20 protein-coding genes are annotated in these 11,892 nt (G+C 45.3%); all 20 read right to left on the bottom strand.

All coding sequences use genetic code 11. From position 1 onward, the window contains the following. Positions 1-4: 4 nt before the first annotated feature. The gene (locus FD28_RS05380; protein WP_057733345.1) at positions 5-571 is read right to left on the bottom strand and encodes a hypothetical protein; all 567 of its coding nucleotides are present in this window, start codon (positions 569-571) and stop codon (positions 5-7) included. Between the two features lie 107 nt (positions 572-678). Continuing rightward, positions 679-1,056, bottom strand: a complete 378-nt coding sequence (locus FD28_RS05375) for a hypothetical protein (protein WP_057733343.1) — start codon at positions 1,054-1,056, stop codon at positions 679-681. 308 nt (positions 1,057-1,364) lie between these two features. Further along, entirely contained in the window at positions 1,365-1,859 is a 495-nt protein-coding gene (locus tag FD28_RS05370) for a hypothetical protein (protein ID WP_057733341.1), read from the bottom strand. Further along, on the bottom strand, positions 1,849-2,046 hold the full coding sequence (locus FD28_RS05365) for a hypothetical protein (RefSeq protein WP_057733339.1): 198 nt from the start codon (positions 2,044-2,046) through the stop codon (positions 1,849-1,851). Before FD28_RS05365 ends, FD28_RS05370 begins: the two co-directional genes overlap by 11 nt. Then, positions 2,036-2,212, bottom strand: coding sequence for a hypothetical protein (locus FD28_RS13210; protein WP_157059843.1), 177 nt, complete (start codon positions 2,210-2,212; stop codon positions 2,036-2,038). The genes FD28_RS05365 and FD28_RS13210 overlap by 11 nt, the downstream gene beginning before the upstream one ends. After that, the gene (locus FD28_RS05360) at positions 2,190-2,510 is read right to left on the bottom strand and encodes a MazG-like family protein (protein WP_057733338.1); all 321 of its coding nucleotides are present in this window, start codon (positions 2,508-2,510) and stop codon (positions 2,190-2,192) included. The genes FD28_RS13210 and FD28_RS05360 overlap by 23 nt, the downstream gene beginning before the upstream one ends. Next, positions 2,507-2,716 carry a hypothetical protein gene (locus FD28_RS05355; RefSeq protein WP_057733336.1) on the bottom strand — a complete coding sequence of 70 codons (210 nt, stop codon included), beginning with the start codon at positions 2,714-2,716 and terminating at the stop codon, positions 2,507-2,509. Before FD28_RS05355 ends, FD28_RS05360 begins: the two co-directional genes overlap by 4 nt. Positions 2,717-2,994: 278 nt before the next feature. Then, a complete protein-coding gene (locus FD28_RS05345) occupies positions 2,995-3,222 on the bottom strand; it encodes a hypothetical protein (RefSeq protein WP_057733332.1) in 228 nt (75 codons plus the stop codon). A gap of 36 nt (positions 3,223-3,258) precedes the next feature. Continuing rightward, positions 3,259-3,702 carry a DUF1642 domain-containing protein gene (locus FD28_RS05340; RefSeq protein WP_057733330.1) on the bottom strand — a complete coding sequence of 148 codons (444 nt, stop codon included), beginning with the start codon at positions 3,700-3,702 and terminating at the stop codon, positions 3,259-3,261. Further along, positions 3,695-4,165, bottom strand: a complete 471-nt coding sequence (locus tag FD28_RS05335) for a hypothetical protein (RefSeq protein ID WP_057733327.1) — start codon at positions 4,163-4,165, stop codon at positions 3,695-3,697. Before FD28_RS05335 ends, FD28_RS05340 begins: the two co-directional genes overlap by 8 nt. Continuing rightward, positions 4,155-4,412 carry a hypothetical protein gene (locus FD28_RS05330; RefSeq protein WP_057733325.1) on the bottom strand — a complete coding sequence of 86 codons (258 nt, stop codon included), beginning with the start codon at positions 4,410-4,412 and terminating at the stop codon, positions 4,155-4,157. Before FD28_RS05330 ends, FD28_RS05335 begins: the two co-directional genes overlap by 11 nt. A gap of 2 nt (positions 4,413-4,414) precedes the next feature. Beyond that, the gene (locus FD28_RS05325; protein ID WP_057733323.1) at positions 4,415-4,807 is read right to left on the bottom strand and encodes a hypothetical protein; all 393 of its coding nucleotides are present in this window, start codon (positions 4,805-4,807) and stop codon (positions 4,415-4,417) included. A 1-nt stretch (position 4,808) separates the two neighbouring features. Next, complete coding sequence (locus FD28_RS13560; RefSeq protein ID WP_338034528.1) at positions 4,809-5,009, bottom strand: VRR-NUC domain-containing protein; 201 nt, start codon at positions 5,007-5,009, stop codon at positions 4,809-4,811. 366 nt (positions 5,010-5,375) lie between these two features. Continuing rightward, the gene (locus FD28_RS05315; protein ID WP_057733321.1) at positions 5,376-7,697 is read right to left on the bottom strand and encodes a phage/plasmid primase, P4 family; all 2,322 of its coding nucleotides are present in this window, start codon (positions 7,695-7,697) and stop codon (positions 5,376-5,378) included. Positions 7,698-7,711: 14 nt separating this feature from the next. Beyond that, the gene (locus tag FD28_RS05310) at positions 7,712-8,308 is read right to left on the bottom strand and encodes a DUF669 domain-containing protein (RefSeq protein WP_057733319.1); all 597 of its coding nucleotides are present in this window, start codon (positions 8,306-8,308) and stop codon (positions 7,712-7,714) included. A gap of 12 nt (positions 8,309-8,320) precedes the next feature. Next, positions 8,321-9,676, bottom strand: coding sequence for a DEAD/DEAH box helicase (locus FD28_RS05305; RefSeq protein WP_057733317.1), 1,356 nt, complete (start codon positions 9,674-9,676; stop codon positions 8,321-8,323). Further along, positions 9,606-10,379, bottom strand: coding sequence for an AAA family ATPase (locus FD28_RS05300; protein ID WP_057733315.1), 774 nt, complete (start codon positions 10,377-10,379; stop codon positions 9,606-9,608). Before FD28_RS05300 ends, FD28_RS05305 begins: the two co-directional genes overlap by 71 nt. Further along, on the bottom strand, positions 10,357-11,238 hold the full coding sequence (locus tag FD28_RS05295) for a DUF1351 domain-containing protein (protein WP_057733313.1): 882 nt from the start codon (positions 11,236-11,238) through the stop codon (positions 10,357-10,359). The genes FD28_RS05300 and FD28_RS05295 overlap by 23 nt, the downstream gene beginning before the upstream one ends. Next, on the bottom strand, positions 11,223-11,351 hold the full coding sequence (locus FD28_RS13515; protein ID WP_268888932.1) for a hypothetical protein: 129 nt from the start codon (positions 11,349-11,351) through the stop codon (positions 11,223-11,225). Before FD28_RS13515 ends, FD28_RS05295 begins: the two co-directional genes overlap by 16 nt. A gap of 163 nt (positions 11,352-11,514) precedes the next feature. Next, positions 11,515-11,847, bottom strand: coding sequence for a hypothetical protein (locus FD28_RS05290; RefSeq protein ID WP_157059842.1), 333 nt, complete (start codon positions 11,845-11,847; stop codon positions 11,515-11,517). Between the last annotated feature and the right edge of the window lie 45 nt (positions 11,848-11,892).

Here is an 11,892-nt window from a genome sequence, read left to right as displayed (position 1 = left end):
CTTTTTAATATTTATCAATCAGTCTCCATCTGAGTTTACCCAATAATACAGATGGTTCAAACAAGAAAATATCGGGCGGAATCTCCGGGTAAAGAACTTTTTCTTTCTTTTTCCCAGCAACATCGTCAACCCCGGTATGGACGTCTCTCCTTATCTCTGTCACAAGCTTTAAGTATCTGTCAACTTCTTTAATAATTTTTTTGTCGCCAATGTTTTCAAAATAATCCTCATGCTCTCTCCAAAAGAGAGAAGCATTGGAAACTAGAATGGTTAGTTCTGATACCGATTCCCCAAATCGCTCCACAAATTCGGCGTCTATCATTGGTTCACGGTAACCTTTCACACGAATCGTACTCATAGCATATCCTTCGAATCTAAATAGATAAGCATTAATCTTTTCCATTATGCCAATCAATTGGCCAATTGTATCAATAAGTGCTTTTTTCTTCTCAAGATCCTTAGTATTTTTCCTACTAAACTTTGAAGCTGCCCATGGAGCAACAAGACAAGTTGTAATTGCAGAAACAATGATCGAAACGACCGCCGGTTGAACAAAGGTTTGCCAAGACACTACGCGTTATCCCCCTTACATATTTATACTAAGTATAAGCATAACAAAACCCCAGCATTACTGCTAGGGTCAGTCTGAAGGAATGTTCTTTAAAAATTATAGTCTCGTTATGAGTCATTTTCGTTCTTAAGCTTGGTTAGTACTTTTTCTAGCACTTCCGATGCTGGCGTCACTGCCATATTAGGAATCGTAGCCAACTTCATAGCATTTTTTTGAATCTTAACTACCTTGTCTACCTGGTCTTTTGAAAAAGAATCCTCATGTTTCAGAACATACATCGCATCTCCAACCGTCATTTTGTTTTTATTTATTCTCCTATTAATTTTCCATTTACGGACAATATCGTTTTTCCAAATACGACTAAAAACATTCCACATTTTTTTCAAAAACCAAAGAATAGCTTTCTTCACACTTGGAATATATGAAACTAAAATAGTTGCAATGACTGTTGTTCCAATTTTCGGCCATGTAATCCAATCAAACAATTAAATCTTCCCTCTCTAAATTCGTATATTTAAAACTATACAAAATTTTCTACGAATAAGCGAGGATTAGTTAAAGAAATGCTTTCATGACAACGAATAAAGTTGACACTTATCAACTACGTAACATTGCGGGCGAGGATTTGCACCTCACAGTCTGCAGACCAAATACAGGAACCATCAAGGCCTCTTATCCCTATATTCAGTTGCGTCTACCTATTCCGCCACCGCAATACGTTAAGCAAATCTGATTTATTTCACAATATCATAGTAACTCTTTAGTTCGGGACTTTGGGGACAGATATTCGGCGCTATTTGGACATATCGTTCAAACCATCAACTCCAAAAATCATAACTGATAGTTCATCAATGGCCCTGCGTTCGTCTCGGCGAATAGTCTTCTCGTCACAACTAAACCTTTCAGCCAATCTAGTTCGGGTGATACCAGGGCCCTCAATATACAATTCACGAATAATCAGGTAGCGGCGACGTTGCTCCGGTGTCCCCTTTAAGCAAAGATCCTTGTACCGATCCAGAATCTGATTAACGAACACCAACATTTCTTTAGAGCGCGCACGATACCCCAACAATGAAATCAGAGACAGTTCATATTGTGATAACGGCGTGTCATCATCAATCTTAGGTAGTGCAACATCCAAATGATTTTCCAAAAACCGATAGTTTTTCAGAAGTTCTTTGGTGTTGCGCAGTTCTTTCTCAGATTCCGACTTAGAAAAGCTTTTGCTACGGGTGATCAGCCCATCAACAATCTTATGAATAGTTTCCTCTGATAAATCAATCGCCATTCACAAGCACCTCCCGGACCACAGCGTTACGTTCAGCAATCGACAGCCGATGATACGCCACCCGCACTGTATGCGGCCACCGCTGGAAGTGATTGCTCATCCACATCATGGTTCGAATGATATCGCTACACTGGTCTTCGAAAACGGTGATTAGGTAGCGGCGGAAAGTCTTTTGGTCAGTTGTCATACCCATACCCCCAGTCCGCGCTTAACCACCGCAAATATGCGACAAATCCCAAAGCAGTTAAGCTCTGCAAATAGTTTCCAACACAGAAGGCATACACAGCTATGACAACAAAAATTACCGCTGCTACTAACTCAATAACATCACTAATTATTTTCAGTGCTTTCATTCAGATCTTCCTCCTTCACAAACACCCCATCAATTAACTTACCCTTACGACCACTAATCTGTCTGTAGGCGTATTCTAGGCAGTCTTGGATAGATAGCCCGCGTTGCTGGCAGAAGATAGTCAGCACTACCATAATGTCTCCTACGCTGTCTACCTCTTTGTTTAACTGCCGCTTATTGTAAGCAGCCGATAGTTCACCGACCTCCTCGACTAATTTTAGAAGTTGCTTGCCAGCGTCCTGGGTGTTTAAGTTACGAGCCACTGACCAGTCTTCGATATCTTTGATTAGATCATTCACTTTTCTTCCTCCCCACCATTGGACAGTACCTTTTCGATGTCCTTGAACGCAGTTTTAGCATCTAAGTGAACATCGTTAGAATAAAATCGCGTTGTATTATCCCCATTATCACGGATAAAGTTAACTTGACTAAGTCGCACTAAAATTTTTTCACCCCCTACACCCTCAACTTCAAGCCACTTTGGTTTACTAGAATTTTTACGCATCGCTAACCACCTCAAAAATTACCTTCTCTCGAAAAAGCCTACCATCAATAAGCTTCTTCTCATGAATCAGTTCAAATTCATACGTGGGATAAGTCTTCGAACCACGATGACTCACGCCATGAGTAACTCTGTGGATATCTCGAATAGGATCACCAATTCTGGCACACAAGCCAACGACAAAGGGTTGTAGCTCTTCTAGTGACCTTACCTGACGCCCCGAACTAGCGTAGAGCCGGTTGTAAACTATCATCAGTGAGTACCTCCAAGTTTTATATTTTCTACTTAAAACCACTCATTACGATGTTAATTCCGCCAACCATAGCCATCTTTTCAAGATCAGTTAAATCCTTAGAGAAATAATCAATTAGATAGCTACTAATCATATATCCAACTGTGATGTCCTTTGGGCCGTCAAAATGAATACCATTTTTATCAAGCGTGATTTCAATTTTTTTCTTTCCAAATTCTTGATAGTGCATCTTAGTAAGTGTGTCATTTTGATTCATTGCGATTCTCCATTCTATCTAAAATATGATTCCTAATTAGTCTTCAATCTGGTACCCGTCTAGCCACGCGCGGGCGAAAGTATTTTGCATGCTGATCCACTGGGTACGGGTTCTATATTTTCTGAAATAATCCCAAATTCCGGAAGACATGGCTGTTTGATCCAATGCAGACGCAATAGCCTGATCGTTTTGCTTACACTTCTCAATCCAATCAGCAACAGCCTTCGGGATCACCGGCAACTCGGCATACATCTGTCTGAACTCTTCGTTAGTAAGTAATGCGTGAGAATTGAATTTATTGGTAATGATCCAATCACCAACCACTACTTTTTTTGTGGCTCCCATTAGATATAGCTCAGGACTATGATGAGCTTCAATCATTGTTCCAATGTCTATTAATTCATATTTATCAGCCATCTCATCACTGCCATCGAACTGCTCGGCGGTGATGGTCGCCGTCTTGCGATAGGTCTTAATCATTCTGTAGTACCTCCCGCTTACCCAATTCAGCAATCTTGGCGTAGATACCGCCATGTGGTAACGCCTTGAGGTGTTCGATTAGCTGATTAAATTCTGAATCGGTGAAAATAGTGGTTGGAGCTTTTAAATTCTTTAGCTTTGCTTGGGCGTCAATAAAACCATTTTCGGCCGTCCCATATGCTGGTTTTCGCCAAATACTAAGCTCACCTGCCTTATCAACGTCTTGTCCAACGACAATATTCCACCGTTTTTCATCTCTACGTTCTTCGATTGGAGTAGCAATAAATTTGAGAACAACACTGGCTGCTTTAATGGGTAGAGACGAAATTTCATATCCGCTGCCATCAATATTAACGTGGGCAACTCCCCATCTGTTTGGAGAGCTAATCAACCAGCTATCCGAATCACGAGCTACGGTAAATCCGTACTTTTTCAATCGCTCTTTAAGCTCACTAATTTTCATGTTCAGCCCCCGTAATCGTAATAGTTGCATTCACTGGAAAGTCCGCTTCATCGTGATTTTTCTTGAACAATTTTTCCAATGAGTCGCCCTTAGCAGCAATGGCGTTGTCACTTAAATTGATCATTGCATATTCAGCTGTATTCATTTCTCTAACTATCAAGTAGAAATTATCGTACGTGCAAATAACCTGTCCCACTTCATAACTCGTCATTTCCTTACGGCCGTACCGTTCATCTACAATTTTCATAACTAAACTCTCTCCTTCATTTCACGAACCCACAGCACGTCTCGCTGCATTTTCCGACTAATTTTATTAACAGACCAGCCATCATTTAAATACTGCTTTAACTCGTCCCGGTCAGCTGTCGTCATCGTCCACTCCACTTCGTCTATGGCACGCATTGTGACCCACGTCCGACTCCGCTTCATTTTGTGTGCAATCGTGGATATAAAGAATCCACGTTCCATTAGTGATTTCAAATACTGTTTATTCCAAGCGTTCGTATAGACCCTTGATTCACTGAACCGGTCAGCCAAAGCCTGTACCTCAACTAACTCCTGTTCCGGCCAATTGTCCGGTTGATAGCCGTATTGATTTTCTATCGCCGTCAACTTCTCATGCAGAAGTTTGTTTAATGACAAATCACTCACCCCCAACGATTGCCAGTGCGTCATCCACACTTCTAGCTACCCCGTACAGAACTGGAAAAGGTTTAATGAATTGTGCGAATAGCTTCTGGTCATCTCGCAACCGCCCCTTAGCATTTTTAATCTCTAGGCAGAAGAACCGCCCATCTGAATGCCGGAAACCGCAGAGGTCGGGAAAACCTCTAGGGAATAGCATGATCATCGCTCCTGACTCCGTCCGAACCCTGCCAGCGTTACTTCGAAAGACGGTGAAACCGTTCTTCGACAGTTCCAGCATGATGTCGGATTGAATTTTGTGCTCACTTTCGATAGGATTACCTCCTTTTTGTGCAGGTGAATGCATTGATAAAACAATGGCTACATTGCCTCTATCCCTTGCCACACGCGAGTTGTGTAGGTAATGCATGCAATGCACTCACTTCTATCCTTTTCTTTATATACGTTTATTTATTATTCATTTATGATATATGAAAGAAAGTATACATAAACATACACATCCCAAGGGGGCCAAGGGATTGGGTTCCATACACCTGCTTACATCTCCCTACACACTCTACATTCATTATTTCTTAGGATGGTTGGTGACCATCTCAAATGGCTTAACATACGTTTTTAAACTGAGTCCAACATAGTAAACACCCTGTGAATCTCGCTTTTTGGTAAACTTGCCAGCCATTTCCTTACCAAACTTAGTTGAATTCATTTGATACTGGGAGTTATCAATTGCCCACTGCCTGTAACGCTGATATAGTTGCCCAGCCCGGGCCATCTCATGTTTTGCAACCGTGCAACACTCCTCCATAAATTCTGCGGTCACGTCCATCTCGTTTCTGTAACTCTGACTAGCCTGAACCACACTCTCTGGCGGTTTCAATCCCTCTCGCTGCCACTTCAAGGCACCTTCCACAGCCCAGTTGAGAATCCCAACTTCTTCACGCTGCAACTTATACTTCAGGTCCTTATCCACCCGGTTGTCCGGAATCTTCACCGCAAAAGGGATCAACATTAGTCGCCGCCAGATACCATCGTCGGTACCCCGAATAATCGGCTTGTGATTGGTTGCCAGCCATAGTTTAAACTCTGGCTTGAACTCAAACTCCTTCCCGTACAGGTACCGGGCAGTCACAGTATCACCACCAGTCAGCTGCTTAACCAGACCTTCGTCTAGTCGCAAGCCATCATTAGGTTCGCTGGAAGTAACCAGTCGGGCCCCTTCAAGCCGGGCAATATCTGAGTTAGCAGCGGAACTATTATTTTTCACCATAATTGAATCAGCCTGCATTGACCGGGCGTAGTTACCCAAGGTGTCAGCAATCGTATCAATAAAGATCGACTTACCGTTTCGCCCATTCCCATAGAGAATGAACATCACTTGCTCCTTAGTGGATCCGGTCAACGAGTACCCCACAGCTTTCTGCACATAATCAATCAGCTCCGAATCATTGTTGAAAATCTGATTCAAGAACTGCGTCCACTCCGGCGCATCAATAGTATCGGTGTACTCAACCGCCGCCTGCCGCGAGAATAGTTTCTTGATGTCGTGTTCTTTCAAAATCCCACTTGAAAGATCCACATACCCGTTAGCCACATTCAGCAGCGTCTTGTCACTATCGAACTCTCCATGAAGTACCGGAATTCGGTGTTTCAGTTCATCAATCATCGCTTTCTTGCCCGCGTTGGAACGGGCCTTTTTGATGTGTTTCTGAAACTTTTCTTCAGCATCATCCACGGAAAGGTTGCTGTTAGGTGGAACTACCAGCTTTTCATTCTTCATATCATCGACAACCCCATCCACCAGACTGTGAACCTGCCCGGTATCGTCAACCGACCAGTAGCTCCCGTTGTAGACGATCCATGTTTTATCGGTGAAGGAGTACTTCACCAGTTCACCATAGCGGTCCATGAAGCGATCAGCGTTTCCGGTATCATCCCAGCTGCGGGGCGGTGTATCTTTCTTCTTTTCTGCTTGATTAGCAAACTCAAAATTGTATTTAAGCGGGGCCTTCCCACGATTGAACACGTCTCGCGTCTCGTTAATCGCTTTGTTAAGCGTCGCTACCCCATAGGTGGTTTTCCCGTGTTTCTCGTCCCACTTAGGGCGCATCAAGCTCGACTGCCGAAAGATGGAGTCCATCTTCGTGAAATCTCGACCCGTCCAGAAGGCCAGGTCATTAGCAAATGCTAGGTCAGCCTCTGATTGGGAGGTATAGAACTGCTCCCAGCCACCCTCCATTAAGAGCTTGAAGCGTTGGCCTGTTCGTGAAGACTCAGCCCGGGAAATAACCTCCGTTTCCGACAAATCGTTCAACTGTGGAAGCTGATTGCCGGGCATCGCCACCACATTAGTAGGCTTCAAGTACCGGTCGTATAACAGCTTCATCAGTTTGGGTTCTGGCTCACTGATTTCACCATACTGGCCCAGCTGGTTCCCCGTCATCGCGAAGAATCGACCTGACGTGTACATTTCCACATTGCCCTTGCGCCGCCGATCACCCGGAATCTTTCCCTTCACAATAATGTGGATGCCAGTCCCCGACACGCTGGTTTCAGCATAAGACTTGGTGATTGTGAGGAAGTGTTGCACCTCGTTATCATCCACATCCCCACTCTGCCAGCGTTCTAAGTCTTGGTCTAAGTGATCCACATCTATTCCCACATACGGTGGCCGAAAATAGAATCCGAGGCCATCCATGCCATAGTCATCCTTAGCTTGCAGGGCCGTCTCAAAGTCGGACCAGGTAGACGGGTCATTGGACTTCCCATCCCCACCGTTATAAGGGTTAACCGGGTACTTGGCATATTTGTCTTTTTCTGGCTGCCACTTGAGTTTATAGAGCCCCCATTGCTTTAGGGACTTGAGTTCTTCGGGAATTCGTTCATACATATTGGCACTCCCTCCTAGAATGGCAAGTCGTCGGCACTGATATCAATTGAATCGCCGGTATTAGCAAATGGATCGCTAGTATTCGCTGCCGGTGCTGGTTGGGCTACCGCTGGTGTTGGCGCATTCTTCTTATCCTTGAATGTGTGCTGTACCTGAGGAAACTGTGTAACCTCAAAGTTCCAAGGCGCCACCCGGTTGACGGTACTAGTAGCCCCGTTATAGGTGTTCTCTTCCTGCTTAACAAACACCCGAACCGGCGCTCCAACGATCAACTTGATAAAGTCATCCACAGTGTGTAGCGGGGTATTTTCTGGCACTCCAGCCGCCTGTAAGATGTACTGGAACCCGTCTAAGTCATACTGGTTAGTAGCCTTGCGCTTCCAGTTATCCACGAAGATGTGGCGATTATGGAACTTGCCGTTGGTTTCCACCAAGTCAGTAACCTTGTCCAAGTCATTCCGCACCAGCAAATCAATCTGCAAGGTTTCTGCGCCGTTCTTCGTTGCACTCTCTGACGCGTTGTTGATAATCATTTCGTAGTTGCCGGCGGGCACTGCATCGTAATTGCCACCCGTGTTATTTGAATAGTCTGTGTTCATAAAATCTGCCATTATTTATTCCTCCTAATTTTTAACTAATCCAAGCTGCTTGCCCTGGAACCACGCCCATCCTGGCTTATAACCACGGGCTTTCGCAATCCCATATAAGTCCTCCATGTTCTGGGCCTCGCTGGGCTTCATCCGACCATAGCGAACCGAGTTATACTCAGATTTCATGTCTAATCGACCATGGATCTGTTCTAGCTCTACCTCATGGTCAACCTCCATCTCTGTTTCCGTCCGCTGGATGGCCCTACCGCACACTGGACAGACTGTGGCCGAAGCTGGAATCACCGCGAAACAGAACTCACAGGTTCTGATTGGAACGGCATCACTAGCCTTCTTCTTACGTTTTTTGCGGTCATCTAGTGTCCAAGTATGCTCATCATCGGGTAGTCCGAATCGCGAGTAATTGGCAACGTGATCAATGATGGTTGCCGTCTTGTTCGGCCGGTAGCGCATTGACCGCATGGATTGCTGAATAAAGAGCACCAGCGATTCAGTTGGCCGAAGCATGATGACCACGCTACAGTCAGGAACATTGAACCCCTCACTGATCAAGTCCACGTTGCAAAGAACCTTGAGTTCACCAGACTTAAAGTCAGCCATAATCTGATTACGTTTAGCAGCGGGCGTCTTAGCGTCGGCGTGTTCAGCGTTGATACCAGCCCGTCTAAAGGCTTCCGCAACTTCCTTAGAGAATTCCACAGAGTGAGCGTAAACAATTGCCTGCTGGCCCGCCGTCTTCTCCTGGTAGGTCTTAACCACATCCCCGAAGATAGTCCGGCCTACCGCGTCATCAATCGACTTGTTAGTGTAGTCACCGGTACTCGATTTCTTCAGTTTCTCGTCATTGACCAACTTTACTGAAAAATATTTGTACGGTGCCAAGTAGTGGTTCTCAATCAGCCAATCAATCGACGGACCCAAAACCATATCGTCGTAGACATCATGCAGACCTTTGCCATTTAGACGCCAAGGCGTGGCAGTAAAGCCCAGCCGTGGCACCCCGGCGTAGTAGTCATAAATCTTACGGTAAGTCTTCGCCAACGAATGATGTGACTCATCCGTGATGATGAGAGCTGGTCGCGGTAGAATTCTCAACCGATTAGCAATCTTTCCAACTGTTTGAATCGTGCAGTGAGACAGATCAACCGCATTCTCTCGGAATGAGTTCGTTATCTGCTCCACCAATTCCTTACGGTGGACCATGAACATCACTGAGCCGCCCTTGTTTACCGTTAACCGAGCTATTTCGGCAATGATCACTGACTTACCGGAACCGGCCGGAGATTGTAGCAGCACTGCTTTATTTCCCTTGGCTAGTGCCTGTCTTGCCTGATTGACTAGCTTTGTTTGGTACGGATGAAGCTGGTACATCCACATCACCACCAATCTCTGTAAACAGGGTTTCTGGTATCGCAAATTTACGATTATCCAGTTGATTCTTGGCGAATGCAGCGTTAGACGGTCTGAGAATGAACCCCCGGGCACCGGTCTTATCCGAAATCACCATTCGACCAACAACGTTCATCAATCCCATTACGTTCGTTACTAGCTTCTCTCGCATTTGCGGCACGAACTGGTTGTAGGTCTGCCCGCTAGGCGTCTCAATCTGTCGGGTGGTTTCCCACGCTGTATAAACCTTATTGACCCCCGGCCATGAGTTGATGAAACGGATCATATCTGGTAGGTAGAACCCAAATTGGTTGTAGTCGTTCATCTGGGGGATGCCCATGTCAGCACCGGACTTGGTTTTAGCTTCGTTAGCTTTCTCGCCTAGCCAGGCTTGTTCAAACTCACTGATATTGTCGAACGCAATATTGTCATAGTTTCCAAGTTGAGTCTTATGAATCTCACTCAGCAAGGCGCGGGCCCCTTCTAGCGGGTGCTTCGTATCTAGCTTGACCACGTCAATGCTAGGGACACCGGCTAAAACGTTAGTCGTTCGATCCACATCAATGACCAGAGTTCGACCAGGGAGATAACGTAGTGTGGAAGTTTTTCCCACACCGGGTTGAGCGTAAATCAGCATTGAAAAGTCTTGGCCCCGCTTAATGTCAGTTGCGTGTTGAATTTTCATATTTTTTCTCCCGCTCGTACTTAATACTGTTGGCATCCATAAAATTCTTCAGGAGAATCATCTGTGAGCGAGTTGCCATAATCTTTAATACCACAGTCCGTGAGACTACTTCACCGGTATTGGTATCAACTACCGTGTTACCTTTGGTCTGCTGGTGTGTGCGCTCCTCAGCAGCCTTGGCTTCCAGTTTGCGTTGCTTCTCGGCTTGACGTTCAACCTGGTTATCAATGGCTTTCATCAGGTAATCAACGTCTTGGCCTTGCTTAACCTGATCTACCCAGCCGGCGGCATCCACACCTTGAACCTCGGCATACTTGGTAATCGCTTCGGTATCAGCAGCTAACTGGTCGGCGGCCTTCTTGGTAACTGTCATGGCACCAGCAATACCATCGACAATTTGCTTTTTGGTGGCCGACTTATTCAACCAGGATGGTTCGATCTCAATCGCGTCTGCCGATACACCATAGTTGGGCGCCATCTCAGCAATCAGGCCTTCAACTCGTTCTTGCTTGGCGGCACGTTCCTGGGCGATGACTTCTTTAATCTTCACGTCTAACGGAGAGATAACCCCGTCAATTTGGTCTTTGAAGGCCCCCATTTGCTTGTCGAAGATTTTGACCGGTTCCGCGTACTGCCGCTTGACGGCAAGTCGCTTTTCATCGACTGCTTTAGAAACCTTATTTAGGCTGGCTCGCATGGCTTTCGTATCTTTGATATTGTCGGCGGTCACAATGAAGTCTTGGCCATACTTGGCGACAATCGCTGAAACGGCCTGCTGAACCTGGTCCAGGTTCTTGATAGTGATTGGCGATGGATGAACATCCACAGCCGGTTCGATAATCATTAATTCGTTTGCCATAGGTGTTCCTCCTTCAAATATTTTTCATACTGCTGGAACCGGTAGTAAGCCAGATTCTCGTACCCTACCGGTGTTCGTAAAAATTTCTGGTGCCAGTATTCGCTCTTCTTCATTGAAAAATGCCTCGCTTTCCGGTATTCTTACCGTAGATAAATGGTTTTCTCAGGCTCGCTAGCGGTGCAACGCTAACGGGCTTTTTCTTTGTCTGTGGATTAACTGAGCGAAGACTTGTCTTCCACAAATTGTTGGTTGTTTCCTGACTAAATCCTTTGATCGTCACCACCACCTATAGCTCTCATCATCCGCTGCGGGATCATTCTCAGCTTCTGCCCAGGCAATCTGATTCCAATAAATCAGTACCCCTGGCAATTTACGTTTGTTGGGCCGGGGATAAACAACAATCCCAGACCTAAACCACTTAACGTTCCAAGTTTCCGTATTGACGTGATCACGTGTAGTTCCTGTATCTGCGCGAATCACTTCTGGCTGCTTAAAATGAAAGGCTCGTACGTAACTTTTACGCCTAATAACAGCTTCTTCTAAAGCACTATCACTGGGGACCTCTTCTTTCTTGCCATCCCCGAACACTACTTTGATGATTGCTTCCACCACCACTCGTAAATGATTCTAATCAGGCCTCCAAGCCCGAATACA

The organism is Levilactobacillus hammesii DSM 16381 (genome assembly GCF_001434395.1).
Taxonomy (GTDB): domain Bacteria; phylum Bacillota; class Bacilli; order Lactobacillales; family Lactobacillaceae; genus Levilactobacillus; species Levilactobacillus hammesii.
The sequence above is the reverse complement of the archived record's forward strand: the minus strand, read 5'-3'. Positions and strand labels throughout refer to the sequence as shown.